Source organism: Bradyrhizobium sp. CCBAU 65884 (genome assembly GCF_028128835.1).
Lineage (GTDB): Bacteria > Pseudomonadota > Alphaproteobacteria > Rhizobiales > Xanthobacteraceae > Bradyrhizobium > Bradyrhizobium ottawaense.
Genome location: NZ_LBJU01000086.1, coordinates 1 through 23,069, shown reverse-complemented (window position 1 = coordinate 23,069; position 23,069 = coordinate 1). Strand labels below are relative to the sequence as shown.

Annotated in this window: 23 protein-coding genes; 18 read left to right on the top strand and 5 right to left on the bottom strand. The window is 64.0% G+C overall.

Translation table 11 applies throughout. The features are described from left to right. Window positions 1-57 precede the first annotated feature (57 nt). Together frc and XI03_RS05565 are read left to right on the top strand one after the other, a co-directional pair. Window positions 58-1,335 carry a formyl-CoA transferase gene (gene frc / locus XI03_RS05570; RefSeq protein ID WP_018315863.1) on the top strand — a complete coding sequence of 426 codons (1,278 nt, stop codon included), beginning with the start codon at window positions 58-60 and terminating at the stop codon, window positions 1,333-1,335. Window positions 1,336-1,625: 290 nt separating this feature from the next. Then, on the top strand, window positions 1,626-1,838 hold the full coding sequence (locus XI03_RS05565; RefSeq protein ID WP_028143041.1) for a hypothetical protein: 213 nt from the start codon (window positions 1,626-1,628) through the stop codon (window positions 1,836-1,838). Window positions 1,839-1,910: 72 nt separating this feature from the next. Here the strand turns inward: XI03_RS05565 and XI03_RS05560 are convergent, their stop codons facing one another. The 4 genes from XI03_RS05560 to XI03_RS05545 form a co-directional block, all read right to left on the bottom strand. Beyond that, the gene (locus XI03_RS05560; protein WP_028143040.1) at window positions 1,911-2,135 is read right to left on the bottom strand and encodes a hypothetical protein; all 225 of its coding nucleotides are present in this window, start codon (window positions 2,133-2,135) and stop codon (window positions 1,911-1,913) included. Window positions 2,136-2,191: 56 nt separating this feature from the next. After that, window positions 2,192-2,434, bottom strand: a complete 243-nt coding sequence (locus XI03_RS05555; protein ID WP_028143039.1) for a hypothetical protein — start codon at window positions 2,432-2,434, stop codon at window positions 2,192-2,194. A 100-nt stretch (window positions 2,435-2,534) separates the two neighbouring features. Then, a complete protein-coding gene (locus XI03_RS05550; RefSeq protein WP_028143038.1) occupies window positions 2,535-2,744 on the bottom strand; it encodes a cold-shock protein in 210 nt (69 codons plus the stop codon). A 278-nt stretch (window positions 2,745-3,022) separates the two neighbouring features. Continuing rightward, complete coding sequence (locus XI03_RS05545; RefSeq protein WP_271591574.1) at window positions 3,023-3,970, bottom strand: alpha/beta hydrolase family protein; 948 nt, start codon at window positions 3,968-3,970, stop codon at window positions 3,023-3,025. A 118-nt stretch (window positions 3,971-4,088) separates the two neighbouring features. On the opposite strand from XI03_RS05545, the gene XI03_RS05540 reads away from it, so the two are divergent. Both XI03_RS05540 and XI03_RS05535 read left to right on the top strand, forming a co-directional pair. Next, window positions 4,089-4,778, top strand: a complete 690-nt coding sequence (locus tag XI03_RS05540) for a hypothetical protein (protein ID WP_271591573.1) — start codon at window positions 4,089-4,091, stop codon at window positions 4,776-4,778. Between the two features lie 133 nt (window positions 4,779-4,911). Next, window positions 4,912-5,355 (top strand): SRPBCC family protein, encoded by a 444-nt coding sequence (locus XI03_RS05535; RefSeq protein ID WP_028143036.1) that lies wholly within the window; start codon window positions 4,912-4,914, stop codon window positions 5,353-5,355. A 167-nt stretch (window positions 5,356-5,522) separates the two neighbouring features. Here the strand turns inward: XI03_RS05535 and XI03_RS05530 are convergent, their stop codons facing one another. Further along, window positions 5,523-6,854, bottom strand: coding sequence for an Hsp70 family protein (locus XI03_RS05530; protein ID WP_271591572.1), 1,332 nt, complete (start codon window positions 6,852-6,854; stop codon window positions 5,523-5,525). A gap of 454 nt (window positions 6,855-7,308) precedes the next feature. Between XI03_RS05530 and XI03_RS05525 the strand changes: the two genes are divergently transcribed. The 14 genes from XI03_RS05525 to XI03_RS05460 all read left to right on the top strand — a co-directional run bounded on the left by XI03_RS05525 (window position 7,309) and on the right by XI03_RS05460 (window position 22,969). Then, window positions 7,309-7,446, top strand: a complete 138-nt coding sequence (locus tag XI03_RS05525; RefSeq protein WP_162832240.1) for a hypothetical protein — start codon at window positions 7,309-7,311, stop codon at window positions 7,444-7,446. Window positions 7,447-7,902: 456 nt separating this feature from the next. Next, the gene (locus XI03_RS05520) at window positions 7,903-8,910 is read left to right on the top strand and encodes a Bug family tripartite tricarboxylate transporter substrate binding protein (RefSeq protein WP_028143034.1); all 1,008 of its coding nucleotides are present in this window, start codon (window positions 7,903-7,905) and stop codon (window positions 8,908-8,910) included. A 92-nt stretch (window positions 8,911-9,002) separates the two neighbouring features. After that, window positions 9,003-9,494, top strand: a complete 492-nt coding sequence (locus XI03_RS05515) for a tripartite tricarboxylate transporter TctB family protein (RefSeq protein ID WP_271591571.1) — start codon at window positions 9,003-9,005, stop codon at window positions 9,492-9,494. A 42-nt stretch (window positions 9,495-9,536) separates the two neighbouring features. Beyond that, on the top strand, window positions 9,537-11,036 hold the full coding sequence (locus XI03_RS05510) for a tripartite tricarboxylate transporter permease (protein WP_028143032.1): 1,500 nt from the start codon (window positions 9,537-9,539) through the stop codon (window positions 11,034-11,036). Between the two features lie 397 nt (window positions 11,037-11,433). Beyond that, entirely contained in the window at window positions 11,434-12,723 is a 1,290-nt protein-coding gene (gene oxlT, locus XI03_RS05505) for an oxalate/formate MFS antiporter (RefSeq protein WP_028143031.1), read from the top strand. Between the two features lie 259 nt (window positions 12,724-12,982). Continuing rightward, complete coding sequence (oxlT, locus tag XI03_RS05500; RefSeq protein WP_271591570.1) at window positions 12,983-14,317, top strand: oxalate/formate MFS antiporter; 1,335 nt, start codon at window positions 12,983-12,985, stop codon at window positions 14,315-14,317. Window positions 14,318-14,492: 175 nt separating this feature from the next. Further along, complete coding sequence (locus tag XI03_RS05495; protein ID WP_028143029.1) at window positions 14,493-14,921, top strand: CBS domain-containing protein; 429 nt, start codon at window positions 14,493-14,495, stop codon at window positions 14,919-14,921. A 98-nt stretch (window positions 14,922-15,019) separates the two neighbouring features. Then, window positions 15,020-16,039, top strand: coding sequence for a 2-dehydropantoate 2-reductase (locus XI03_RS05490; protein WP_271591569.1), 1,020 nt, complete (start codon window positions 15,020-15,022; stop codon window positions 16,037-16,039). Beyond that, window positions 16,039-16,824 carry a fumarylacetoacetate hydrolase family protein gene (locus XI03_RS05485; protein WP_080670197.1) on the top strand — a complete coding sequence of 262 codons (786 nt, stop codon included), beginning with the start codon at window positions 16,039-16,041 and terminating at the stop codon, window positions 16,822-16,824. Before XI03_RS05490 ends, XI03_RS05485 begins: the two co-directional genes overlap by 1 nt. Window positions 16,825-17,466: 642 nt before the next feature. Then, window positions 17,467-18,873 (top strand): hypothetical protein, encoded by a 1,407-nt coding sequence (locus tag XI03_RS05480; RefSeq protein ID WP_271591568.1) that lies wholly within the window; start codon window positions 17,467-17,469, stop codon window positions 18,871-18,873. 180 nt (window positions 18,874-19,053) lie between these two features. Further along, on the top strand, window positions 19,054-19,251 hold the full coding sequence (locus tag XI03_RS05475) for a hypothetical protein (RefSeq protein ID WP_018315845.1): 198 nt from the start codon (window positions 19,054-19,056) through the stop codon (window positions 19,249-19,251). Between the two features lie 57 nt (window positions 19,252-19,308). After that, the gene (locus XI03_RS05470; RefSeq protein ID WP_038947110.1) at window positions 19,309-19,959 is read left to right on the top strand and encodes a hypothetical protein; all 651 of its coding nucleotides are present in this window, start codon (window positions 19,309-19,311) and stop codon (window positions 19,957-19,959) included. A 1,020-nt stretch (window positions 19,960-20,979) separates the two neighbouring features. Then, entirely contained in the window at window positions 20,980-21,975 is a 996-nt protein-coding gene (locus XI03_RS05465; protein ID WP_271591567.1) for an NAD(P)H-dependent flavin oxidoreductase, read from the top strand. A gap of 25 nt (window positions 21,976-22,000) precedes the next feature. Continuing rightward, complete coding sequence (locus tag XI03_RS05460) at window positions 22,001-22,969, top strand: quinone oxidoreductase family protein (protein WP_271591566.1); 969 nt, start codon at window positions 22,001-22,003, stop codon at window positions 22,967-22,969. The last annotated feature ends 100 nt before the right edge of the window (window positions 22,970-23,069 follow it).

The window sequence follows — 23,069 nt, the reverse complement described above, 5'->3', positions numbered from 1 at the left end:
CTCAACCCTTAATTCCCTGCGGTTGGCGGGGGCAGACACAGAGTACGGAGCAACAGCATGACCAAAGCGCTTACGGGCGTTCGCATTCTCGACTTCACCCACGTTCAATCAGGACCGACCTGCACGCAGCTGCTCGCCTGGTTCGGCGCTGACGTGATCAAGGTGGAACGTCCGGGCGTGGGTGACATCACCCGCGGCCAGCTGCAGGACATCCCGAACGTGGACAGCCTGTATTTCACCATGCTCAACCACAACAAGCGCTCGATCACGCTCGACACCAAGAACCCCAAGGGCAAGGAAGTCCTCACCGAGTTGATCAAGAAGTGCGACGTGCTGGTGGAAAACTTCGGCCCCGGCGTGCTCGACCGCATGGGCTTCCCCTGGGAGAAGATCCAGGCCATCAACCCGAAGATGATCGTCGCCTCGATCAAGGGCTTCGGCCCCGGACCGTACGAAGACTGCAAGGTCTATGAGAACGTCGCGCAGTGCACCGGCGGCGCCGCCTCCACCACCGGCTTCCGCGACGGTCTTCCGCTCGTCACCGGCGCGCAGATCGGCGACAGCGGCACCGGCCTCCACCTCGCGCTCGGCATCGTCACCGCGCTCTACCAGCGCACCGTCACCGGCAAGGGCCAGAAGGTTACGGCTGCGATGCAGGACGGCGTACTCAACCTCGCCCGCGTCAAGCTGCGCGACCAGCAGCGCCTCGCCCATGGCCCGCTGAAGGAATACAGCCAGTACGGCGAAGGCATTCCGTTCGGCGACGCCGTGCCGCGCGCCGGCAATGATTCCGGCGGCGGCCAGCCCGGCCGCATCGTCAAGTGCAAAGGCTGGGAGACCGATCCCAACGCCTACCTCTATTTCATCACCCAGGCGCCGGTCTGGGAGAAGATCTGCGACGTGATCGGCGAACCCGGCTGGAAGACCCATCCCGACTACGCCAAGCCGCCGGCCCGCCTGTCGCGCCTCAACGAGATTTTTGCGCGCATCGAGCAGTGGACGATGACCAAGACCAAGTTCGAGGCGATGGAAATCCTCAACAAGGACGACATCCCCTGCGGCCCGATCCTGTCGATGAAGGAGATCATCGAGGACCAGTCGCTGCGCGCCACCGGTACCTTGGTCGAAGTCGACCACCCCACCCGCGGCAAGTACATTTCGGTCGGCAACCCGATCAAGCTGTCGGATAGCCCGAGCGACGTCGAGCGCTCCCCGCTGCTCGGCGAGCACACCGACGAGATCCTGCGCTCCGTGCTCGGCTTCAGCGACCACCAGGTCGCCGACATCCACAAGTCCGGCGCGCTCGACCCGCCGCAGAAGCAGGCCGCGGAGTAAGCAAGCTCGCTGCAAGCGCGAAAGGCCGCCGGTTTCGGCGGCCTTTTTGTTCGGGCCAAAGGAACCGAACCGCATACCGGCCGTTACTTCTTCGACCGGCATGCTCTCAGAAATGCGAACGTGCCGCCTCCACGGCGAGTGACCGAACCTCGCGCCAGACCCGCCCAAACACTGAAGGATGATCCACCCTCCCGTTCGGAGGGTGACCAATCAATCCATATCGGCTTGCAGGCGGGAGGCGTCGCGTCAGGCGCTCCCGGGCTACGCCCATTGATCGAAGTGAGGTCGAAATGTTGAGAGATCAATCCTCTGATCGGGCCAAGCGCGAAGCCAACAAGGCGTTCAAGCCAGTCAAGACGCAGAAGCCGATGAACGACTATGCGAAGGACCAGCACTCCCTCAACGAGAACCGCGAGCGGCTCAAAGCGGAGCGATTGGCCCGCGAGGCGAAGTCGAAAGAGCAGCTTGAAAAAGAGCTGCTTGAAAAAGGCTTGCCCGAATAGGAAGCGTCTTGTCGCTGGTTACGATCTGCATCCGGCCGGCTGAAAACCGCCGTACGTTTTCCGGATCATGCTCTAGAGCATCGAGAGAAGGACGACGCCGTCCTCGAGCTCCCCGGACGCCAGCCGGGTCCGCGCGATGCGCTCAAACTCGGTGCGGTGCTTCTGAAGATAGCTGAAGGCCTGTTTCTGCGTTTGGAACGTGGTCGCGAGCCGGCACATCTGTCGGCCAGCGCCAAGCGCCAGAAAAAAGGTGATTGTGCCACCGCCGTCCGACTTGGCTCTAGGCACGACCCGCACTCTTCGGCATGTGACCGGTCCTCTCCAGATTTCATCGGTGGCGCTGCTGAAGTCGATTATTGCGGCGGCTTCCTCTTGCGCTTCGTCGGGGGCGATGCCGGCAACGATGCTCGAAGGGTCGCGTCGGCCGCTTCCTTGGCTTCGCGCAGTTCGCGCAGCCGCGCCATGTTCTTGCGAACGTCGACCGCCTGTTTTACGGCATCCGCCATGGCGCGCGCTCCTTCTTCAGCCGCCAATCGTTGGCGGTTGGAACGCGCGATACCTTCGGGTGACGGTTCTGCCGATTTCCTGGCGCTCATCCCTCACCCTGCTCCGAAAACAGACAAAACCCGCTCAATCCCTAGGATCGAGCGGGCAGCGTGGCCGTTTCAGTACATCCGTGAAACGGCACCAGGGAGCTCAGGCCAGCGAGAGATTCTCTGCGCTGACTTTGCCCCGCATCTTGTCGGTCTTGGCCTCGAAGTTGACCTTTTGGCCTTCAGCGAGACCCGCAAGACCAGCCCGCTCGACCGCGCTGATGTGAACGAACACATCTTGGCCGCCGTCGTCGGGCTGAATGAATCCAAAGCCTTTCTGGCCGTTGAACCACTTCACGGTACCTGTCGTCATTTTCTTCTCCAAAGCGCGCAAGCGCACATTCCGCGTGACGCTCACGCAGAACCAATTCAATTCGTCGATGTCTCTGGAAAAGGAGCCCGCGGGCGCATTCAACAAGGCACAGCGGCTGAACGAACAACTTTTAAGGTATACCTCACCGTCTCTACTTGCAAGGCTTGAACTGAGTTAATTAAGCCCGCGAGTTCAGCGGAACATGTCGAGGTCTGAGGCGACATCGACGACGCAAGGTCTCACAGGCAAGAGCTCAGTGATCGCCGCCAGCGAGCTGCTCACGGAAGAACTTCACCACCGACGCATTGAACTCGCGGTGAAAGCCGGCCCGGTCGAAGCCCGCCGGCACATCTGTGCAGATGCGTGGCACGGCCACCGCCTGCTCCGGCGTGCACGGTGCGAGGAAGGCGAAGTGGCCCGCAGGAACCACATGCATCTCGGGCTTGCCCGCCAACCACCCCGCAACACGCGCCACGGGCGAACCGTCGCCCACGCCGGGACCGCCGAACTGCGATCGCCATAATTGGAAAGGGAGTTTGATCGCGGCGATTCTTCCGGGTCAGAACTGCGGGTGCGGGATCGACGATCACCGCGGTGCGGATCCGAGCATCCTGCGGCGGGTCAGGCAGCGTTTCTCCGTTGTGGAGCTGGCCGCATGTTCCGGTCGTCTCCTTGCAGTTTTCGGCAAGCCAGGAGAAATCCGGCTTGGTTCCCATCAGCGCCAGACCGGTATAGCCTCCGAGCGAAAAACCGAAGAAGCCGACCTTGGCGGGATCGATCACCGCCCTGTCCTTCCAATCCTTCAGCATGAAGTCGAGCAGACGCACCATGTCCGCCGGACGCGATCCCCACACCGGCAGCGTATCGCGCCGCGACGAGTCGTTGGTGGTGTCACCAGGGTGATTGATGGCGGCGACAATGAAGCCGGCATCGGCCAGTGCCTCCTCGGTGTCATGGTTCGCACCGAACCACCCGCCCCGGCCGTGCGAGAAGACGACGAGCGGCAACTTTGCACCCGTGACCGGACAATCCTTCACGCCCTTCAGGTCGAAATCGGCGCCGACAGAAAGACCGCCCAGCGCCACATGCGTCGGCTCGGCAGCGCACGGATACCAGATCGCGCCCGACAGCGCCGGATCGGATTGAAGCAGCTGAATGCCCGCGGCCCTGGCAGGCGAAGCAAGACAGCAGAGAATGACGGCAAAAGCCCATAGCGTCCTGTGCAACGGAAGCCCCCCCCTATTTCGCGCAGGAGTTGAATGGGGAACGGCAGCGGAATTGTGGCTTTTGTTGACGAGGCGTAGACATTGGGGCTGATCTTGCTGCGCAGGATGGGAGGTCACCATGTCACTACTGGGCAAGGCCGCCGTCGCGATGTGGTGGAGCGTTCGCCCCGAACAGCGCAGCGAGTTCGGCGACTGGCATTCGCATGAGCACTTTCCGGAGCGGATGAGCATTCCCGGTTTCCGGCGCGGCTCGCGCTGGACCAGCACGACGGACGCAGAGGGCTTCTTCGTGCTCTACGAGCTCGAACAGTACGAGGTGCTCACGTCGAGCGGATATCTCGACCGGCTCAATGCGCCGACGCCGTGGTCGGCGAAGATGATGCCGCATCATCTCGGCATGGTCCGCAGCCAGTGCCGGGTGGCGTCGAGCTTCGGCGGCGGTGTGGCGACATCGCTGGCGACCATCAGGCTGTCGCCCCAGGCCGGACGGGAGACGGAGCTTCAAACGCGCCTCTCGGAAACGCTCAGCGCATTGGCGCTGCAGCCGGGGCTGACAGGCGCCCACCTCCTCTTCACCGACACGCCTCGCACGAGCGCGCCCACCACAGAGCAGCAGATCCGCGGCAGGGACGGCTCTGCCGACTGGATCGTCCTGCTGTCGGGTTACGATGCCGATGTGGTTGACGCCGGGATCGCCGGCCAATTCTCGCCGTCGTCGCTTCACGCGGCGGGTGCTCGCGAGGATATCAAGATCGGCCGCTACAGGCTGGCATTCACGATGACGCCACAGGATGTCGCAGCGATCTAGCAACCCGGCCAGAAGGACCGCCGACAAAAAAAACGAGATGCCATGTCGGATCGGCGGCTTCCCGGTCGTCCTCGTGACATGAATGGGCCATAGACGCCAATCTCGGGCCCATCAATCACTGAGGATAACAACCATGCCCAGCACGATCCGCCTGCATCGCGTTCTCGCCACCAGCCCGCAAAAAGTCTATCGCGCTTTCCTGGAGGCCGATGCGATGGCGAAATGGCTGCCGCCGAATGGCTTTACCTGCACCGTGCATCATTTCGAGCCCAAGGTCGGGGGCACGTTCAAGATGTCGTTCCGGAATTTCACGACGGGCAACAGCCATTCGTTCGGCGGCGAATATGTCGAGCTCGTGCCCGGCGAACGTCTCCGCTACACCGACAGGTTCGACGATCCCAACCTGCCCGGCGAGATCGAGGTCACCGTGATCCTGAAGAAGGTCTCGGTCGGCACCGAGATCGACATCACGCAGGCCGGCATCCCCGACGTGATCCCGCCGGAGGCCTGCTATCTCGGCTGGCAGGAATCGCTGCGCAATCTGGCGAAGCTCGTCGAGCCGGAGATTAATCAGTAGTGGCAAAGCGGAGCGCGCGCCTCGTCCTTCGAGACGACCGCTCCGCGGTCTCCTCAGGATGAGGCTAAGCGGCATCGGTGCCCGTTGGAAACTGAGGCCACGCGCTCCGTCCTCATCCTGAGGGCCCGCCAAGGGCGGGCGTCTCGAAGGATGCGCCGCCGTGCGCCCTACGCGCCCGCCTTCGCCTCCAGCCCGCCACCTGCCGTCCAGCGGTCCGGGTCGGGGCTGTGCCCGATCAGCGCGAGGCCATAGGCGATCGATTCGAACTGATCGCCCGACATCAGCCGTTCGTTGCCGAACCGCTCGGCGAACAGCTTTCGAACGGCGGGCACAAAAGAAGTGCCGCCGGTCAGGAACACCTTCTCCACCTCGCGCGCGGTGATGCCGGCTTGGGCCAGCACCTTGTCGACGGTGGCCCCCAGCCGGGCGATGTCGTCTGCAATCCAGGATTCGAAGTTTTTCCGCGTGATGGTCGATCCGATATCGACCCCGCCGCCCTTGAAGCGGAAATCCACCTCGTCCTGCGCCGACAGCGCAACCTTGGCATTTGACACTGCACGGTACAGCGAAAAGCCGAGGTCGAGATCGACGATGGTGATGAAATCCTCGAGCAGCTTCGGCTTCAGCGCGGTGCGTGCAAGCTCCCGCAGCTCACGCAGATCGCCGTTGCTCTTCATCATCGCGAGCTGATGCCAGCGCGCGAGGTTGGTGTAATGGCCGCTGGGGATCGGCAGCACCTTGTCGAACGAGCGGAAGCTGGAGCCCTTGCCGAGCCGCGGCGAGACGACGTGGTCGACGATGCGGTAGTCGAACGTGTCGCCGGCGATGCCGATGCCGGCGTGGCCGAGTGGCTCGGCGCGAAGGCTGCCGCCCGCGCGCGAGAAACGCATCACGGAGAAATCGCTGGTGCCGCCGCCGAAATCCGCGACCAGCACGGTGGCATCGCGCTCCAGCCTCCGGGCAAAGGAGAACGCCGCGCCCACGGGCTCGTAGACGTAGCGCGCATGGCCGGCGCCCAGGCGCTCGAACGCGGCGCGGTAGCGCTGCATCGCCAGCGCCTCGTCGGGATTGCCGCCGGCAAAGCGCACGGGACGGCCGACCGTGATGGTCGAGGTCTCGAAGCCGAACCTGTCGCCGCCATGGCGCGCCAGCGTCCGCAGGAACGCCGCCAGAATATCCTCGAACTTGAATCGTTGCCGGAACACTTGCGTGGTGTTGAAGCTGCTGCTCGCCGCGAACGTCTTGAACGACTGCAGGAAGCGGTAGACGTGGCGTCCTTCGAGGAACGTCTCGATCGCCCAGGGGCCGCCTTCGGCCTGGGCACCGGCGCCCGGCCGATCCTCCCAGAAGCACAAAGCCGACACGTAGACGCTGTGGCGCTGTCCGCCGTGATCGAAGCGGATGGCCTCGACCCGGCGGTCGTCCGCCGCAAGGGCGACGACCGTATTGCTGGTCCCAAAATCGATGCCGATCGAGACGGCGGGCGAGGCGCTCGACATGAACCACTCTGACAGATGATTGGAAGGGGGCAGACCACTAGCGGCTTTGACTTGCCCTGCCAAGCCTTGCCTTGCCCTGCCAAGCCTTGCCCTGCCAAGCCTTGCCCTGCCAAGCCTTGCCCCGCAAAGCCTTGCCCCGCAAAGCCTTGCCCTGCAAAGCCCTCGGCCATTGCGGCTCGCTTCAGGTTCGCGCGGTGGGCCCCGGTTTCCCCTTCAAGCGTATGGATATGCTTCTGGCAGGTACGCTTCGGCGTCCGGAGACGGCGTCTAAGCCGGAAAGCCCCGTTTGGAGGCCATTTAAGCCCGAACCGGCCTCATTAACCCCGCATTATGCTGCAATGCGGGACTTTGTATGCTGCTATGCAAACAAGCGCGTAGACATTGGCATCTGGTATACATAGTTTCATCCCCAGACGAGACGCCAAGACTGATCGTCTCAAGAAAGGGAATTCCAATGTCCAAGACCGCTTCCGTCGCTTTCGCCCCCTCCTCCTCGCTGTTCAGCCGCTTCATGGCTGCGGTCGACCGTTTCCTGATGGCGAGCGCCGAGATCTCGAACCACAATGGCGACCTGCCGCGTTTCGGCCTGTAAGAAGGCCTTTCCCGCGCAGCCGAAACGGCGCGCGGCAGGCAACCGCAGACGCTAGGTTTGATCAATGGCCCCCTCGTCGGGGCCATTTCCTTTTGGTCCCCGCTTCGCCCGCGAACACAACTGCGACGATTGGTCCGCCGATTTGGCCAGCCGTCCAATTGTGAGCCAGCTGGCATCTCGCATACCATTCGACAACCAAAACGATTGCACGACCAAGGTGCTAGATGGGGATGCAGAGCGCGGGACAGGAACGGCCAAGGAAATGGCACGTTTGCCAATCAGGGCGGAGCCTTAGCCCAAAGGAGCGGATGTCGCGCCTTGTCCCCGCTCATAAACTTCTGGTTGGTGAGGCTGCAATGGGAGATCGACCGCAAAGGTGACCCCAAGCGTGTGAATCCAGATGGGCTGACGCGAGCTGGCAAAGAACGGCCGCGTTTCGACAGGGAGAGAAACGAGATGAAGTCATTCGTTCTGAATGTCGCTTTGGCGGCAATGGCGATGTCGTGCGCCGGCAGCACTGCAAGTTTTGCGGCCTGGGAGCCGGTTCGTCCGGTCGAGTTCATCGTGCCCGCGGGCACCGGCGGCGGCGCTGATCAGATGGCACGAACCATCCAGGGCATCGTCACCAAGCATAATCTCATGAAGCAGCCGCTGGTCGTCATCAACAAGGCCGGCGGTGCAGGCGGTGAAGGCTTTCTCGACGTGAAGACGTCGTCGGGCAATCCGCACAAGATCATCATCACGCTCTCGAACTTGTTCACGACGCCGCTGGCAACGGGGATTCCGTTCAACTGGAAGGATTTGACTCCGGTCGCGATGCTGGCGCTGGATGAATTCGTGCTCTGGGTGAATGCCGAAAAGCCGTACACCAGCGTCAAGGATTACGTCGACGCCGCAAAGAAGGCCCCAAGCGGCTCATTCAAGATGGGCGGCACCGGCTCGAAGCAGGAAGACCAGATCATTACGGTCGGCATCGAGAAGGCGATCGACGCGAAGTTCACCTACATCCCCTACAAGGGTGGCGGCGAGGTCGCGGTTCAGCTCGTCGGCAATCACGTCGATTCCACCGTCAACAATCCGATCGAGGCGGTCGCGCAATGGCGCGGCGGCAAGCTCCGTCCGCTCTGCGTCTTCGACGCCCAGCCGATGGCCTATGACGAGCCGATCGCAGAGGGCAAGGCCTGGAAGGATATTCCGACCTGCAAGTCGCAGGGCCTCGCGATGGAATATCTCATGCTGCGCGGCATCTTCATGTCGCCCAAGGCCACCAAGGATCAGGTCGAGTATTACGTCGAGCTGTTCAAGAAGGTTCGCGCCACGCCGGAATGGCAGGACTTCATGAAGAGCGGCGCCTTCAACACGACCTTCCTGACCGGGGCCGACTACGCCAAGTGGGTCGAGGCGGAGGAGAAGCGGCACGAGGGCTTGATGAAGGAAGCCGGTTTCCTCGCGCCGGGCAATTGATCCCGGGATTGACCCGCGACACCGATGACGGATGAGGACGCCGGTCGTCCTCCCGTCTGCTGCGAAACAGTCCGATTCCGCCTGGAGCTCCCATGACTGAACAATCCGAATCCGGCCCGACCCACAAGACGCTGGAGATCGGCATGGCGCTGTTGATCGGCGCCTTTGGTCTCGTCGTGATCTTCGGCAGCATCAAGGCCGGCATCAACTGGGGCGCGGAAGGCCCGCGTGCCGGATTCTTCCCGTTCTATGTCGGCGCCGCCATCGTCGGTGCCAGCGCAATCAATCTCTGGAGCGCGCAACGCGACGACGACGGCCGCCTGTTCGCGTCATGGGGACAGCTTCGCCAGGTTATGAGCGTCGTCGTGCCCACCGCGATCTATGTCGGCTCGATGCCGTTCATCGGCCTCTACATCGCCTCGATGGTCTTCATCGCCTGGTTCATGCGCTGGCTCGGCGGCTATCGCTGGCTGACGGTCATCGCGGTGGCGGTCGGCATGCCGGTGGTGACCTATCTCGTTTTCGAGCGCTGGTTCCTGGTCCCGCTTCCCAAGGGGCCGTTCGAGGAGTGGCTCGGTCTGTAAGGGCCACGCATTCATTCAATTGCTGCTGCAGGACGTATCGATATGGAAGAGTTGGCCAATCTATTTCACGGCTTTGCGGTCGCCCTGCAGCCCTACAACATCATGCTGATGATCATCGGCATCACGCTCGGGGTCATCATCGGCGTGCTGCCGGGGCTCGGGGGCGCCAACGGCGTGGCGATCCTGCTTCCCCTGACCTTCAGCATGCCGCCGACATCGGCGATCATCATGCTGTCATGCATCTATTGGGGCGCCTTGTTCGGCGGCGCCATCACCTCGATCCTGTTCAACATCCCCGGCGAGCCCTGGTCCGTGGCGACCACCTTCGACGGCTATCCCATGGCGCAGCAGGGCAAGCCCGGCGAAGCCCTGACGGCCGCCTTCACCTCCTCCTTCGTCGGCGCGCTGTTCGCCGTCATCATGATCACGCTGGTCGCGCCGCTGGTCGCGGGCTTTGCGCTGCGATTTGGTCCGGCGGAGAAGTTCGCGGTGTACTTCCTCGCCTTCTGCAGCTTCGTCGGCCTCAGCAAGGAGCCGCCGTTCAAGACCATCGCGGCGATGATGATGGGCTTCGCGCTCGCCGCGGTCGGCCTCGATTCGATCACCGGCCAGTTGCGGCTCACCTTCGGCGTCACCGAGCTGCTCAACGGATTCGACTTCCTGATCGCCGTGATCGGCCTGTTCGGGATCGGCGAGATCCTGCTGACCATGGAGGAAGGGCTCGCCTTCCGCGGCGGCAATGCCAGCATCAACCTTCGCGTCGTGCTTCAGACCTGGCGCGAGCTGCCGACCTACTGGATGACCTCGCTGCGCTCCTGCCTGATCGGCTGCTGGATGGGCGTCACGCCCGCCGGAGCGACGCCGGCATCCTTCATGAGCTACGGCATCGCCAAGCGGCTGGCGCGGCGCGGCAACAATTTCGGCAAGGGCGAGATCGAAGGCGTGATCGCGCCGGAGACGGCCGCGCATGCGGCGGGCACCTCGGCGCTGCTGCCGATGCTGTCGCTCGGCGTGCCCGGCTCGCCGACGGCTGCCGTGCTGCTCGGCGGCCTCCTGATCTGGGGCCTGCAGCCAGGTCCGATGCTGTTCGTCGAGCAGAAGGAATTCGTCTGGGGCCTGATCGCCTCGATGTATCTCGGCAATCTCGCCGGCCTCATCGTCGTGCTCACCTGCGTGCCGCTGTTCGCCGCGATCCTTCGCGTGCCGTTCGGCATCATCGCCCCGCTCATCCTGGTGCTGTGCGCGATCGGCGCCTATTCGGTGCACAACAGCACCTTCGACGTCATGCTGATGCTGGTGTTCGGCGTGCTCGGCTATCTCCTGAAGAAGTGCAACTACCCGCTCGCACCTCTCGTGCTCGCCATCGTGCTCGGCGACAAGGCCGAGGAAGCCTTCCGCCAATCGCTGCTGGGATCGCAGGGCTCGCTCGGCGTGTTCTTCTCCAACGGCCTCGTCAGCACCATCATGGCGCTCGGTCTGGTCGCCCTGTTCTGGTCCGCGATCCAGGAAGGCTACAGCCGGCTGCGCATGTCGATGGCGTGAGGCGCGCGCGCCGGCGCAATCGGCGCCGGCGGCCGCCGCCGAAACCCGCCGCGCGGCCGAACTTCTGGAATACAGAATTCCAGGACTGAGCAGCCGCGCACCGATGTGCGAGGGGGCAGCGCGCTCCACCGACGCAGAAGCTGAAAATTGCGGATGCGCAGGTTCCCGCAGCCGCTTGCGGCTTCGCCGAAACGGGGAAGACTTCTCACGAAATCAATGGGTTGATCGCAGGCCGGAAGCCGATTGGGCTTTACAATCGAGCAGCCATGGTGCATGTGAAGAATCCGCGATATTTCGCCGCACCCTCCAGTCCTTCGCTTGAATCTTGGCATAATGAATACCAGGATGCGAACCAGCGCACGCATAAAAATGATCGGCGCCTTCGGGAGGGTTTTTTATGACAGACATGGTGCAGTCAACAGCGGCCCCAAGCGTCGCGCGCGTCAGCGATGCCTATCGCTGGACGCAGTTGGCGGTTGGCGTCGCCGCGATGGTGATGATTGCCAATTATCAATACGGCTGGACGTTCTTCGTCCCTGACATCCAGAAGAAGTTCGGCTGGGATCGCGCGTCGATCCAGTGGGCCTTTACGCTCTTTGTCCTGTTCGAGACCTGGCTGGTCCCGGTCGAAGGATGGTTCGTCGACAAATACGGTCCGCGCATCGTCGTGCTGGTCGGCGGCGTGCTCTGCGCCATCGGCTGGGCGATCAACGCCCAGGCCACCACGCTCAACGGCTACTATCTCGGCATGATCATCGCCGGCATCGGCGCCGGCGGCGTCTACGGCACCTGCGTCGGCAACGCGCTGAAGTGGTTTCCGGACAAGCGCGGTCTTGCCGCGGGCATCACGGCCGCGGGCTTCGGTGCGGGCTCCGCGCTCACCGTCGCGCCGATCCAGGCCATGATCAAGGACAGTGGATTCCAGACCACCTTCCTCTATTTCGGCCTCGGACAGGGCATCATCATCTGCATCCTCGCCTTCTTCCTGCTTGCGCCGAAAGCGGGTCAGGTGCCGAACGTGGTGGCCAATGCCAATCTGCTGCAGACCCGGCGCAACTACCAGCCGACCGAGGTGCTGCGTCAGCCGATCTTCTGGCTGATGTACTTCATGTTCGTGATCGTCGGCGCCGGCGGCTTGATGGTGACGGCCAACCTGAAGCCCATCGCGGCCGACTGGAAGGTCGACAACGTGCCGGTCACGCTGATGGCGGTGACGATGACGGCGGTGACCTTCGCGGCCACGATCGACCGCGTGCTCAACGGCCTGACGCGTCCGTTCTTCGGCTGGATCTCCGACATGATCGGCCGCGAGAACACGATGTTCATCGCCTTCGGCATGGAAGGTTTCGGCATCTGGATGCTCTACCTCTGGGGCCACGATCCGATCTGGTTCGTGCTGCTCTCGGGCTTCGTGTTCTTCGCCTGGGGTGAGATCTACTCGCTATTCCCCTCGACCTGCACCGACACGTTCGGCGCCAAGTTCGCGACCACCAATGCCGGCCTGCTCTACACTGCAAAGGGCACCGCCGCACTGCTGGTGCCGATCGGCAACTACATGCAGCAGTCGTCGGGCACGTGGGACAGCGTGTTCATCATCGCGGCCGGCGCCAACATCCTGGCTTCGCTGCTGGCGATCGCGGTGCTCAAGCCCTGGCGCAAGGTCGTGGTCGCCAAATCGACCGTCTGACACGCTCCATCAAGCTCTTCATCGAGCGGACGCCCGGCCTCACGGCCGGGCGTTTTCGTTTGGCGACATCTTGCAGCGCCGGTCCCGCTCCAATGGAACCGCAGATTTGTGACAATCCGCCGCAGATAGGGCTTGCATTCTGGAATATGGTATACCAAGCTCCGCGCCGCGCTTGCGACGATAAGCCACAACATTTGCGACACTGGGTCATCTTGCAATCCAAAGTCGTGATCAATCAGGCGCGTTGGGAGGTTTCTTGATGATTTCCAGCACGGACGGCGCCGTCACGGCCGCGCCTCTTCGCACCGGTTTCCGTTGGCTCCAGCTCGTCATGGGCATCGTCTGCATGGCGATGATCGCCAACCTGCAATATGGCTGGACGCTGTTCGTCGATCCGATCGATGCGGCCCATCACTGGGGACGCGCCGCGATCCAGCTCGCCTTTACCGTCTTCGTCGTCACCGAGACCTGGCTGGTGCCGATCGAAGCCTGGTTCGTCGACAAATACGGCCCGCGCATCGTCGTCATGTTCGGCGGCGTGATGATCGCGCTGTCCTGGATTCTCAACTCCTATGCCGACAGTCTCACCTTGCTCTACGCGGCCGCGATCATCGGCGGCATGGGTGCGGGCGCGGTGTACGGCACCTGCGTGGGCAACGCGCTGAAATGGTTTCCCGACCGCCGGGGCCTTGCCGCCGGCGCGACCGCCGCGGGCTTCGGCGCGGGCGCCGCGCTCACCATCGTGCCGATCGCGACCATGATCGCATCGAGCGGCTATCAGCACGCCTTCTTCACCTTCGGCATCGGCCAGGGCGTGATCGTGTTCGTGCTCGCCTTCTTCATCCAGCCGCCGCGGCTCTCGATCCCGCCGAAGAAGAAGCAGCTCAACCTGCCGCAGACCAAGATCGACTTCACCCCGCCGCAGGTGCTGCGCAGCCCTATTTTCTGGGTGATGTATCTCGTTTTCGTCATGGTCGCATCCGGCGGCCTGATGACCGCGGCGCAGATCGGCCCGATCGCGCACGACTTCAAGATCGCCGATACCCCGGTCACGCTGGCCGGCTTCCAGATGGCGGCACTGACCTTCGCGATCTCGCTCGACCGCATCCTCGACGGTTTCGGACGCCCCTTCTTCGGCTGGGTCTCCGACACGATCGGCCGCGAGCACACCATGTTCATCGCCTTCGGCACCGCGGCGCTGATGCTGCTGACGCTGTCGGCTTACGGTCATGTCCCGGTCGTGTTCGTGCTCGCGACCGCCGTGTATTTCGGCGTGTTCGGCGAGATCTACTCGCTGTTCCCGGCGACCTGCGGCGACACCTTCGGCTCGAAATTCGCGACCACCAACAACGGCATGCTCTACACCGCGAAGGGCACCGCCTCCCTGCTCGTCCCGCTCGCCAGCGTGATCTCGGCGACCTACGGCTGGAAGGCCGTGTTCGTGGTCGCGGTCGCCCTGAACGCGACGGCGGCGCTGACGGCGCTGTTCGTGATCAAGCCGATGCGCCGTTCCTTCATCCTCGGCAAGGAAGCCGAGAGCGCGAGCACAGCAACCGGCAGGACCGAGACCACTGCAAAGACCGAGACGGCGTAGCCGCCACTGACATTGCAGGGATCAACAAGGGGCGCAGGGATGCGCCCCTTTCTTTTTCGCACCAAGCAAACGTCAGTATTGCTGTCGCAAGATTTTTCGGATCGCCCAAACCAGCGCTTGACGATTGGCATTATGTATACCACACTTCCTGCAACATTCACCCAGGGAGGTTGCAATGCTGGTCGGAGACATTCTGCGCAAGAAGACGCCGCGCGTTGTCACGGTGCGAATGAACGAGACGGTGGGTATCGCCGCCAAGCTGATGCGCGCCAACAACATCAGCGCTCTCGTGGTCAAGGACGTGGTCCGCTCCGAGGGCAATACAGCCGTCGGCATGTTCACCGAGCGTGACGTGGTGCGCGCCGTCGCCGAGCACGGCGCGAATGCCGTCAACGTCAAGGTCTCGCAGCTCGTCTCGGTGCAGCAGCTGGTGTCCTGCACCTCCAGCGATACGATCGAGCAGGTCCGGCATCTGATGAACCGGCATCACATCCGCCATTTGCCCGTCATCGACGATTACAGCCTCGTCTCCGTCATCAGCATGCGCGACATCGCAGCTGCCATGGACGAGGCCATCAACGGCACGCCGCAAGCGGCCGCCTGAAGCGACGCACACTTCCCCTGTGACTACCGGCCGGCTCGGACACGTTCGAGCCGGACCGGATCTTTCGTCCCAAAATTCCGGTCTCCCGCGAGGATTTCATGAAGATCTGCATCTACGGCGCCGGCGCAATCGGCGGATATCTCGGGGTTCAGCTTGCACGCGCAGGCGCCGATGTCAGCCTCATCGCGCGCGGCGCGCACCTTGCCGCAATGCGCGAGCGCGGCCTGACGCTGCTCGCGGGCGAGGAGAGGCACACCGTGCATCCGCGCTGCACCGACGATCCCGCCGAGCTCGGCGTGCAGGACTACATCATCATCACGCTGAAGGCGCATTCCATCACCGGCGTGATCGAGAGGATGCAGCCGCTGCTCGGGCAGCACACCCGCATCGTCACCGCCGTCAACGGCATCCCCTATTGGTACTTCTACAAGCATGGCGGTCAGTACGAGAATTCGACGCTGGAGAGCATCGACCCCGGCGGGCGGCAGTGGCGCGAGATCGGCGCCGAGCGCGCCATCGGCTGCATCGTCTATCCCGCCACCGAGATCGAGGCGCCAGGCGTGATCCGCCACGTCTACGGCAACAACTTCCCGCTCGGTGAGCCCTCCGGCGAGATCACGAGCGACGTGCAGCGCCTTGCCGATCTGTTCGTCGCGGCCGGGCTGAAGGCGCCGGTGCTCGACCGCATCCGCGACGAGATCTGGCTCAAGCTGTGGGGCAATGTCTGCTTCAACCCGATCAGCGCGCTGACCCATGCAACGCTCGACGTGATCTGCACCGACCCGTCCACGCGTGCGCTGTCACGCGCGATCATGGTGGAGACGCAAGCGATCGCCGAGACGTTTGGGGTCAAATTCCGCGTCGACGTCGAGCGCCGCATCGAGGGCGCCCGCAAGGTCGGCGCGCACAAGACCTCGATGCTGCAGGATCTCGAGCGCGGCCGCCCGATGGAGATCGACCCGCTCGTCACCGTGGTGCAGGAGATGGGCCGCATCACCGGCATCGCGACGCCCGCGCTCGATTCGGTGCTGGCGATGGTGACCCAGCGCGCCCGCATCGCCGGGCTCTATGACGGCGTCTCGACACCTTCAGATCCCCGCGCACTGGCGGTGGCCTGATGGCGGGCGAGATGAAGCAGTGGCTGCGCTTCCGGAATAATGGCGCGACCGGTTTCGGCACGCTGACGCCATCGGGCATCAGCGTGCACGAGGGCGAGATGTTCGGCCGCAACGCCGCGACCGGCAAGATTCTGGCGCTGTCGGAGGTCGAGCTGCTGGCGCCTTGCGCGCCCAGCAAGATCGTCGCGCTCTGGAATAATTTCCACGCGCTCGCCGCCAAGCTCAACCAGCCGGAGCCGCCGGAGCCGCTGTATCTGCTCAAGGCCACCACCACCATCACGACGCCCGGCGCCGTGATCCGCCGTCCCTCCTATTACGACGGCAAGACCACCTATGAAGGCGAGCTCGGCATCGTCATCGGCAAGACCTGCGCGCGTGTCTCCCCCAGCGAAGCCAACAGCTGCATCTTCGGCTATACCTGCGTCAACGACATCACCGCCAACGACATCCTGACCAGCGACCCCACCTTCCCGCAATGGGCCCGCGCCAAGGGCATCGACGATTACGGCCCGTTCGGCCCGGTCATCGCAACCGGCCTCGATCCGGCCAAGCTGATCGTCCGCACCATCCTCAACGGCGCGGAGCGGCAGAACTACCCGATCTCCGACATGATCTTCTCGGCGCAGGAGCTGGTCAGCAGGATCTCCCACGACATGACCCTGCTCCCCGGCGACCTCATCGCCGTCGGCACCTCGGTCGGCGTCGGCGTGATGAAGGAGCCGGTGAACACGGTCACCGTCGCGATCGACGGCATCGGCGAGCTCACCAACGAGTTTCGGCTGTAGCTGCAAACACCGTCCCGAAGCCCGGATGAGCGAAGCGATATCCGGGACGGCTCTTCGCTGTGGTCCCGCATGTCGCTGCGCTCATGCGGGCTACTCACTTATTCTCGCTGCAGCGCGGCAAAATTGATCCGGCGCAAATCGCGCCGGCACGGCCGCCTTATCCTTCCCGACAATCAGTTTCTGACGCCAGGGAGGACGCCATGACGAATGCAAGTAATGCACTTTTGTGGACGGCTCTGTACTTTGCTCTCGCGTTCGGTGCGATCTTCGCGGTCTGGTTCGCCGACAAGATGCGCTCGAACTTCCTCGAGAAATGATAGCGCGCACGGCGCCGCGTCTGGATAAGCCAAGCGACATCCGGGACGACTCTTCGCATGGTCCCGCATGTCGCTCCGCTCGCGCGGGCTTCTTCCGCTGCTCGATCCGTCATGGCCGGCCTTGTCCCGGCAAGCCGGGCATGACGCGTGTGCGGAACGTCTGTCCGGGAAAACCCGGCACTTTCCGCGCCGCCCCGCCCATCGGCCAACGCAACCAGCCGTGGATCACGGCGCCCGAAACAGCCCACAAGCCTGCCCGCCCCTTGCGCTCGGTTCCGCTCTTGGCAATCATGGCGAAAATGTGCGCCGGCGTGTGGAATTCACGATGTGGCTGTTTTTCCTGATTGCCTGGTTCGGCCTGTTGGCCATCGTCGCGGTCGTCGCCCAGCAGGCGTTCGGTCACGACATCAGTCACCTGCCCGCCTGGTTCGCGGGCCTGCCGGTGCCGCAGCGCATCGCGACCGGAATATTCCCCGCCCTCGCGCTGACCCTGATCGGCGCTTCAGCCTGGCGGCTGTCGCGCCAGGACCGCAGCCTGAAGACGCTGCGTGACCGGCTGAAGAAAACCCGCGAGGACGTCGTCGTTGCCCACGCTCTGCAAAACCACTTGGATGCCACCGTCCAGCATTTGATCGAGAGCGACCCGAGGGAGGCGGTCTCTGCGCTGCACGACAAGCTGGGCGAGACCGAGCAGCGCGCGCTGCTCCAGCAGGGCCGCAACCAATCCACCGACATGCACGACCAGCTCGCCGAAATCCGCAGTCGCCAGCAGCACCTGCGCGACATGGTCGGCAAGGTCGCCGAGCAGCGCCGCGCGGTCGAGCCGGTCTTCACCGAGATCCGCGACCGCCAGAACCAGCTCGAACGCTCCCTGCACGATCTCGAGACCGACGACCGCAAGAACAACCTCGCCGATCGGCAGAGGGACATCGCGCGCGACGTGGCAGCGCTTCTAGGACGGGTGAACAGCGTCCAGGAGACATTTGCGACACTCAACCAGTACAAGGAAGATCTGGCGAAATCCCATGCCGAGCTGGTGCCGCTGCGTGCCTCGGACGCCGGCATCAACGCCCTGATCGGCGAGCTCAGCCTCGGCCACGAGCGCCTTGCCAAGACCATCGACGAGCTCGAGACCGGCGGCGAGACGCCGCTTGCCAGCCGCGTCGAGACGTTGTCGAAGAACAGGATCGAGATCGAGCAGCGCCTCGCCCGCATCGACGACAGCTTCAACATTCTCAAAAGCATCCGGCTCGACTTCGAGGAGCTCGGCCAGCGCCAGGCCCAGCTCGAACGCTCGCTCGCCGATGTCGAGACGGACGCCAACGGCAAGACCCTTGCCGACCGCCAGAACGCGCTGAACGATTTCGTCCTGCAGTCGCGCCAGCGCCTCGGCGCCCTGCAGGAGACGCTGGCGACGCTGAACGCCTTCAAGACGGAGCTGTCGAAGTCGCAGGCCGACCTCGTCCCGTTGAAGGCCCCAGTGTTCGGCATCGAGGCCTTGATCGCGGAGGTCGGTGCCACCCGCGATCTCCTCGCCAGGACCGTCGGCGAGATCGAGACGAATGGCGACGTCACCCTCGCCTCGCGTGTCGATGCGCTGACCCAAAGCAAGCGCGAGGTCGAAGACCGCCTCGCCCGCATCTTCGACAATTTCAACGCGCTCGATGCCTTGCGCAAGGACATCGGCGGCATCTTCTCGACGATCAGGAACGGTCTGAACCGGATCGGGTGAGAAGCCTGATAGCAGCACTCCGAAACATCCAGACACATCACATCTGCGCGCGTCAGAGATATGCCGCCAACATGTCGCGGGGGTGCCGCAACTTGGTCGCATTCGGACGTCCATCTCTGAGGCGTGTCTGGGGGGCACGGCACTGCCGTGTTTGGACCAAACCTTCTAGGGGTATCAGCTGTGAAGAAGATTGTAATTGCTCTGGGTGCCACGCTTGCTCTGGTGACGGCTGCGAACGCTGCGGATCTGCCGCGCCGCCAGCCGGTACCTGTCTATCCGGCGGAGCAGGCGCCGATCGGCAAGATGCCGATTGGCAAGAGCCCGGTTGGAAAGGCCCCGATCGGCAAGGCGCCCGGCCCGGTCGCTGCGCGCTACTGACGCGCAACAGACCAAGCGCAAAACTGGCGTAAGCGGCCGACAGTCGAGGGGCACAGCGTGACGAACAAACCTGATCGATCGGGACCCTGCATCCTTGCGGGGTTCGCCCTCGCGGCCATGATCGCGTGTACGACGCCCTCGGCCTCCGCCCACGAAGCGAACAAGCGCGTTGCCGACGCCAACGCGCTTGCCACGAGCGACTCCACATCGCGGCCTCAGCCGCAGTCGACGCGGCGCTCCGTCGCGCGCGCGGAGAAAGGTCCCTACTACGTCGACTTCCGTGCGCGAACCGCCGCGAGCTGGGGCCACGCCTTCGTCTGGTACGGCAAGACCAGCGAGAAGGCGGTCGAGGTCGCCGGGCTCACGCCGGCCGGCGACACGCTCGCCTACGTGCTCGGCCACGTCACCTTCGTGCCGTCGGAAACCGGTGCGAGCTACGGCGATCTCGATCCGGAATATCTGACCGCGAGCTATCGCGTCTACCTGAACGAAGCCGACGCCAAGCGCGTGTTCGCCTACATCAAGAAGAAGCAGGCGAACTCGCCGGTCTGGAACGCCGAGACCATGAACTGCACCGGCTTCATCGGCGACATCGCCGAGTACATGGGCCTGGAAGTTCCCAATCGCTGGCAACGCCCGGAAAACTTCGTCAACCGCCTCAAGGAAATAAACGGCGGCCGCCAGATGGTGCGGCTGTCGGCAGAGTAGCCCGGCAGCCTGCACCACACGACGCCGTCATTGCGAGCGCAGCCCCTGCCCGTCGGGCAAAACACCCCGCCAAATCCTCCCTCTCGCCTGTCAAGCCCAGCCGCGTCAAATATTCCACTTTACCGAAATTCTGATTTGCCGTACAAGCAAGTCACCCTGGCCCGAGACAAGGGGCGGATCGCGATCGTCACGAACCGCGGACCGGGGTGCGATGGACGCGACGGCGTCGGGCGCGAGCAGCATTGCAGGGCGGGAAACCGTGAGCAAAGCGCTTTCCGCGCATACGACCCGGCGCCGACAGCGTCTTCGCATGGCTTCGGGCGTGAGCACACGCCAGCACTCGAAGTCCCAGCGAAGACGTGCGCGGACGGTTAAGTCGTGTGGTCCTGACGCCCGGGGTCTGTGCGTCAAGTCCTGCGGTGATGTGGCGGCCAACCGGCGCGCGCATCAATCACCCGCAAGGCGACGGGGGCAATAGTGCATCGCTCCCCGAGGAGAGCACGAAGTACGCCGTAAGCCATCGCGCAGGGAAGGCCGGGCGTTCGGCTCACCTGTGGTCCACCCCGTGTGCATCTTCGTAGCGCACGGACTTGCGGGTGCCAGCCGGCGCCCGGCCTTCCCTGCGCCCTTGTCTTTCATGAGGGCAACGCGACGACGCAAAACTCGGGCGGAGATGCCGCGAGAGGGCGAAGGTGTGTCCAGTGTTTGAAGAACCGGATCGAGGTTATCCGTGCCCCGGACGCAACGCAGCGTCCCTTCGACGGTGCGCTGCAGAGCCGGGGCCCATCTTTCAGAGCCCTCGCTGAGCATGGGTCCCGCTCTGCGCCGCAACGTGAAGGACGTTGCAGCACATCCGGGACACGAGCCCCAGGATTATCCGCGCCACGGAATCCTCCCTCTCCCTGCATGCTCGCCCCGCCCCCACCGCACGCCCCGCTGATAGACTTTTACCACCCCCGGCGGCATCCTTCCGCCATCACCGACAACAGAGCCTGCGGGCCATCCAGGGGGAAACACAGCATGTTGCAGACACGGTTCACGAAACTCGTCGGCGTCGAGCACCCGATCGTCCAGGGCGGCATGCAATGGGTCGGCCGCGCCGAGCTGGTCGCCGCCGTTGCCAATGCCGGCGCGCTCGGCTTCATCACGGCGCTGACCCAGCCGACGCCGGAGGACCTGACCAAGGAGATCGCGCGCTGCCGCGACCTCACCGACAAGCCGTTCGGCGTCAACCTCACCATCCTGCCCGCGATCAAGCCGCCGCCTTATGCCGAATACCGCGCCGCCATCATCGAGAGCGGCATCAAGGTGGTCGAGACCGCCGGCAACAAGCCGCAGGAGCATGTCGACGAGTTCAGGAAGCACGGCGTCAAGGTCGTGCACAAATGCACCAGCGTCCGCCACGCGCTCTCGGCCGAACGCATGGGCGTCGACGCCATCTCGATCGACGGCTTCGAATGCGCCGGCCATCCCGGCGAGGACGACACGCCCGGCCTGATCCTGATCCCCGCCGCCGCCAATAAGGTCAAGATCCCGATGATCGCCTCGGGCGGCTTTGCCGATGCCCGGGGCCTCGTCGCAGCGCTGGCGCTGGGCGCCGACGGCATCAACATGGGCACGCGCTTCATGGCGACCAGGGAGAGCCCGATCCACCAGCTCATCAAGGAGAAGATCGTCGCCAATGACGAGCGCGAGACCGAGCTGATCTTCCGCACCATGCGCAACACCTCGCGCGTCGCCAGGAACGAGATCTCGACCAAGGTCGTCGCGATGGAAAAGGAAGGCGCCAAGTTCGAGGACATCCGCGAGCTGGTCGCGGGTGCCCGCGGCAAGATGGTCTATGCGACCGGGAACTCCGACGAAGGCATCTGGTCGGCCGGCCAGGTGCAGGGCCTGATCCAGGACATCCCGACCTGCGCCGAACTCATCTCCCGCATCGTGCGCGAAGCGGAAGCGATCATCCGCAGCCGGCTCGAAGGCATGATCGTTCAGCCGCAACGCGAAGCCGCCGAATAATCACCGCAAGAAGCGAGAGCAATCCATGAAGGCTTACGTCTACGGCCCTGAGGGCGCTAGGATTTCCGACGTCGCTCAACCAAAACCGAAGGGCACGCAGGTGCTGGTGCGCGTCCGCGCCTGCGGGCTCAACCGCGCCGACACCGGCATGCGCAAGGGGCACGCCCACGGCGCGGCCGGCGGCGCCGGCACCGTGCTCGGCATGGAATGGGCCGGCGAGGTCGCCGAGCTCGGACCGGATGCCAAGGGCGTGAAGATCGGCGACCGCATCATGGGCTCGGGCGGCGCTGCGTTTGCCGAGTACACCCTCGCCGATCACGGCCGGCTGTTCCGCGCGCCATCGAACATGAACTTCGAGGAAGCCGCCACCCTCCCCGTCGCGCTCGCGACCATGCACAACGCCGTCGTCACCGTCGGCGGCGTGCAGGCGGGCCAGAGCGTGCTGATCCAGGGCGCCAGCTCTGGTGTCGGCCTGATGGCGATGCAGATTGCAAAACTCAAGGGCGCAAAGCTCGTGATCGGCTCCTCGACCGATGCCACGCGCCGCGGCCGGCTGAAGGAGTACGGCGCCGACCTCGCCGTCGACAGCTCCGATCCGAAATGGGTCGAGGAGGTCCTGAAGGCGACGAACGGTGAAGGCGTCGACCTCATCGTCGACCAGGTCTCGGGCAAGGTGGCGAGCCAGAACCTCGCCGCGACCAAGGTGAAGGGCCGCATCGTCAATGTCGGCCGGCTCGGCGGCACCCATGCCGATTTCAACTTCGACCTGCATGCCGCGCGCCGCATCGACTATGTCGGCGTCACCTTCCGCACCCGCACCATCGAAGAGGTCCGCGAGATCTTCGAGGAGGTCAGGAAGGACATCTGGGGCGCGGTGGAATCGCGAAAACTGCAGCTGCCGATCGACAAGGTGTTCGCGTTCGACGACATCGACAAGGCGTTCGAGCACATGGAGGCGAACAAGCACCTGGGGAAGATCGTGGTGACGGTGTGAGAGGACTCGGCCAAAGCGACGGCCCCGTAGCAACCATTAAAGCACGCCCGATTTCCGCGAGCATGACGCCGTGCTTGCGGCCGTCAAGGCGTGGCCTGGC

What these genes read in the sequence shown, in the direction of transcription:
- frc (WP_018315863.1), top strand. Translation starts at nt 58, where the DNA reads ATGACCAAAGCGCTTACGGGCGTTCGCATTCTCGACTTCACCCACGTT.
- XI03_RS05565 (WP_028143041.1), top strand. Translation starts at nt 1,626, where the DNA reads ATGTTGAGAGATCAATCCTCTGATCGGGCCAAGCGCGAAGCCAACAAG.
- XI03_RS05555 (WP_028143039.1), bottom strand. Translation starts at nt 2,434, where the DNA reads ATGAGCGCCAGGAAATCGGCAGAACCGTCACCCGAAGGTATCGCGCGT.
- XI03_RS05550 (WP_028143038.1), bottom strand. Translation starts at nt 2,744, where the DNA reads ATGACGACAGGTACCGTGAAGTGGTTCAACGGCCAGAAAGGCTTTGGA.
- XI03_RS05540 (WP_271591573.1), top strand. Translation starts at nt 4,089, where the DNA reads ATGTCACTACTGGGCAAGGCCGCCGTCGCGATGTGGTGGAGCGTTCGC.
- XI03_RS05535 (WP_028143036.1), top strand. Translation starts at nt 4,912, where the DNA reads ATGCCCAGCACGATCCGCCTGCATCGCGTTCTCGCCACCAGCCCGCAA.
- XI03_RS05530 (WP_271591572.1), bottom strand. Translation starts at nt 6,854, where the DNA reads ATGTCGAGCGCCTCGCCCGCCGTCTCGATCGGCATCGATTTTGGGACC.
- XI03_RS05525 (WP_162832240.1), top strand. Translation starts at nt 7,309, where the DNA reads ATGTCCAAGACCGCTTCCGTCGCTTTCGCCCCCTCCTCCTCGCTGTTC.
- XI03_RS05520 (WP_028143034.1), top strand. Translation starts at nt 7,903, where the DNA reads ATGAAGTCATTCGTTCTGAATGTCGCTTTGGCGGCAATGGCGATGTCG.
- XI03_RS05515 (WP_271591571.1), top strand. Translation starts at nt 9,003, where the DNA reads ATGACTGAACAATCCGAATCCGGCCCGACCCACAAGACGCTGGAGATC.
- XI03_RS05510 (WP_028143032.1), top strand. Translation starts at nt 9,537, where the DNA reads ATGGAAGAGTTGGCCAATCTATTTCACGGCTTTGCGGTCGCCCTGCAG.
- oxlT (WP_028143031.1), top strand. Translation starts at nt 11,434, where the DNA reads ATGACAGACATGGTGCAGTCAACAGCGGCCCCAAGCGTCGCGCGCGTC.
- oxlT (WP_271591570.1), top strand. Translation starts at nt 12,983, where the DNA reads ATGATTTCCAGCACGGACGGCGCCGTCACGGCCGCGCCTCTTCGCACC.
- XI03_RS05495 (WP_028143029.1), top strand. Translation starts at nt 14,493, where the DNA reads ATGCTGGTCGGAGACATTCTGCGCAAGAAGACGCCGCGCGTTGTCACG.
- XI03_RS05490 (WP_271591569.1), top strand. Translation starts at nt 15,020, where the DNA reads ATGAAGATCTGCATCTACGGCGCCGGCGCAATCGGCGGATATCTCGGG.
- XI03_RS05485 (WP_080670197.1), top strand. Translation starts at nt 16,039, where the DNA reads ATGGCGGGCGAGATGAAGCAGTGGCTGCGCTTCCGGAATAATGGCGCG.
- XI03_RS05480 (WP_271591568.1), top strand. Translation starts at nt 17,467, where the DNA reads ATGTGGCTGTTTTTCCTGATTGCCTGGTTCGGCCTGTTGGCCATCGTC.
- XI03_RS05465 (WP_271591567.1), top strand. Translation starts at nt 20,980, where the DNA reads ATGTTGCAGACACGGTTCACGAAACTCGTCGGCGTCGAGCACCCGATC.
- XI03_RS05460 (WP_271591566.1), top strand. Translation starts at nt 22,001, where the DNA reads ATGAAGGCTTACGTCTACGGCCCTGAGGGCGCTAGGATTTCCGACGTC.